The 3,021-nt window shown below is 36.5% G+C and carries 2 protein-coding genes and 1 pseudogene; all 3 read left to right on the top strand.

Annotated features, from left to right (window positions below; genetic code table 11):
• Window positions 1–341, top strand: a 341-nt coding sequence (locus tag AB0N03_RS52070; RefSeq protein ID WP_364388943.1) for an ABC transporter permease subunit, incomplete at its 5' end; no start/stop codon positions are given.
• Between the two features lie 109 nt (window positions 342–450).
• Complete coding sequence (locus AB0N03_RS52065; RefSeq protein WP_364388941.1) at window positions 451–2,253, top strand: oligopeptide ABC transporter substrate-binding protein; 1,803 nt, start codon at window positions 451–453, stop codon at window positions 2,251–2,253.
• Window positions 2,254–2,377: 124 nt separating this feature from the next.
• Window positions 2,378–3,021, top strand: a pseudogene (gene pepO, locus AB0N03_RS52060) (endopeptidase PepO); the annotation flags it as partial.

The raw sequence follows: 3,021 nt of genomic DNA, 5'->3' as shown, positions 1-3,021 counted from the left end.
GCGGTCACGCACACCGAGCCGGTCACGCGCCTGTCCAGCTTGAAGGCTTCGCAGATCGCGCCGGTTTCGTGGCACAGGCTGACGCCCTGTTCGGGGCAACGCTTGTTTTTGCTGGAAATATTGGTTTAGAAACAGGGCTTTCTTTCTTAGGTTTTGGACTTCCAGCGGGGACACCATCTTTGGGAACAATGATAAATGAAGCGACTAATCCAGAAACAATGACTGATAAGCCTTGGACTTGGGTTCCAGCAACAGTGGTCATCCTAATTGTGGTGCTTGCTATTATCTTTATCGGAAATGCACTAAGACGAGTGGCTGACCAAAGACAAGCTACAAGATAAACAACATTCAAGAGTGATAAAAATGTTTATCTATTAAAAATGGATATGATAAATTAAATATTATATTGAAGCAAGCAAGAAATAAAAAGAAATTATTGGAGAAACTAAGATGAACAAATTAAAAGTAACTTTATTGGCAAGTAGTGTAGTTTTAGCAGCTACACTCCTAAGTGCTTGTGGTTCTAATCAAAGCTCAAGTACAAGTACAAAAAAATTAAAAGCGGGGAACTTTGACGTTGCTTATCAAAATCCAGACAAGGCAATCAAAGGTGGAAATTTAAAAGTCGCATATCAAAGTGATTCTCCAATGAAAGCACAATGGTTATCGGGACTTTCTAATGATGCAACTTTTGCTACAATGTCTGGTCCTGGTGGAGGTCAAGATGGTTTGTTCTTCACAGACAGTGGATTCAAATTTATTAAGGGAGGAGCTGCCGATGTTGCTCTAGATAAAGAGTCTAAAACGGCAACGATTACCCTTCGTAAAGATTTGAAATGGTCTGATGGTTCAGAAGTAACGGCTAAAGATTATGAATTTACCTATGAAACGATTGCTAATCCTGCTTATGGTTCCGACCGTTGGACTGATTCTCTGGCAAATATTGTTGGCTTGAGTGATTATCATGCGGGTAAAGCTAAAACAATCTCAGGGATTACTTTCCCAGACGGTGAAAACGGAAAAGTCATCAAGGTTCAATTTAAAGAAATGAAACCGGGGATGACTCAATCAGGAAATGGTTACTTCCTTGAAACGGTAGCGCCTTATCAATATTTGAAAGATGTCGCTCCTAAAGATTTGGCTTCTAGTCCAAAAACGACAACGAAACCATTAGTTACAGGGCCTTTTAAACCGGAAAATGTTGTTGCTGGTGAATCTATTAAATATGTCCCAAATCCTTACTATTGGGGTGAAAAACCAAAACTAAATTCAATTACTTATGAAGTTGTATCAACAGCAAAATCAGTCGCAGCACTTTCATCAAGTAAATATGATATTATTAACGGCATGGTTAGTAGCCAGTATAAGCAAGTGAAAAACTTAAAGGGATACAAGGTTTTAGGACAACAAGCGATGTATATTTCCTTAATGTACTATAACTTAGGGCACTATGATGCTAAAAATTCAATTAATGTCCAAGATCGTAAAACGCCATTGCAAGATCAAAATGTTCGTCAAGCCATTGGTTATGCTCGAAATGTCGCAGAAGTGGATAATAAGTTCTCAAACGGACTTTCAACTCCTGCAAATAGTTTGATTCCACCTATCTTTAAACAATTTACGAGTTCGTCAGTTAAAGGATATGAAAAACAAGATCTTGATAAAGCTAATAAACTTTTGGATGAAGACGGATGGAAATTGAATAAATCTACAGGCTACCGTGAAAAAGATGGAAAAGAATTATCGCTTGTTTATGCGGCTCGTGTAGGTGATGCAAACGCTGAAACCATTGCCCAAAACTACATCCAACAATGGAAGAAAATTGGTGTGAAAGTGAGTCTTTATAACGGTAAATTGATGGAATTTAATTCTTGGGTCGACCATATGACGACTCCTCCAGGAGCAAATGACTGGGATATCACTGACGGTTCTTGGTCATTGGCATCTGAACCTTCTCAACAAGATTTGTTCTCAGCAGCAGCACCTTATAACTTTGGTCACTTTAATGATTCAGAAATTACTAAGGATTTAAATGATATTGATTCTGCCAAGTCTGAAAATCCAACTTACCGTAAAGCAGCTTTCGTTAAATATCAAGAAGATATGAATAAAAAAGCTTATGTGATTCCAACTAACTTTATGTTGAATTATACTCCTGTTAACAAACGTGTAGTTGGAATGACGCTTGATTATGGTGCAATGAATACTTGGTCAGAAATTGGTGTTTCTTCTGCTAAGTTGGCCACCAAATAGTTTTACTTAACTTTTGTTTACAAGTTTTTTTGTAAAAATACCCTCACTTTAGTTTTCGCAATTCTAAAGTCACAGAAGTTCAAATTTATGATTTGAGCTTCTTTTATTAAAAAAGGAGTTTGATATGACAAGGATTCAAGATGATTTATTCGCTACTGTTAATGCTGAATGGTTAGAAAATGCAGAAATTCCTGCAGACAAACCAAGAATTTCAGCTTTTGATGAATTAGTACTAAAAAATGAGAAAAATTTGGCTAAAGATTTAGCTGATTTATCACAAAACCTACCTACTGATAATCCAGAGTTGCTTGAAGCAATCAAATTTTATAATAAAGCAGGAGATTGGCAAACCAGAGAAAAAGCGGACTTTTCTGCCGTAAAAAATGAACTTGCTAAAGTTGAAACTTTAAATACTTTTGAAGATTTTAAAAATAATTTGACTCAACTCGTTTTCCATTCACAGGCACCTCTTCCGTTTTCTTTTAGTGTTGAACCTGATATGAAAGATGCTATTCACTATTCTCTTGGATTTTCTGGCCCGGGTTTGATTTTACCTGATACCACTTATTATAATGATGAACACCCTAGAAAAAAAGAATTACTTGATTTTTGGGCTAAAAATACAAGCGAAATTTTAAAGACATTTGATGTTGAAAATGCAGAAGAGATTGCAAAGTCTGCCCTTAAATTCGATGCTCTTTTAGTTCCATCAGCAAATACTTCTGAAGAGTGGGCAAAATATGCTGAACTTTATCATCCAATTTCTAC

Source organism: Amycolatopsis sp. NPDC051061, assembly GCF_040682935.1.
GTDB lineage: Bacteria > Actinomycetota > Actinomycetes > Mycobacteriales > Pseudonocardiaceae > Amycolatopsis.
This window is presented reverse-complemented; position numbering and strand designations above follow the sequence as displayed.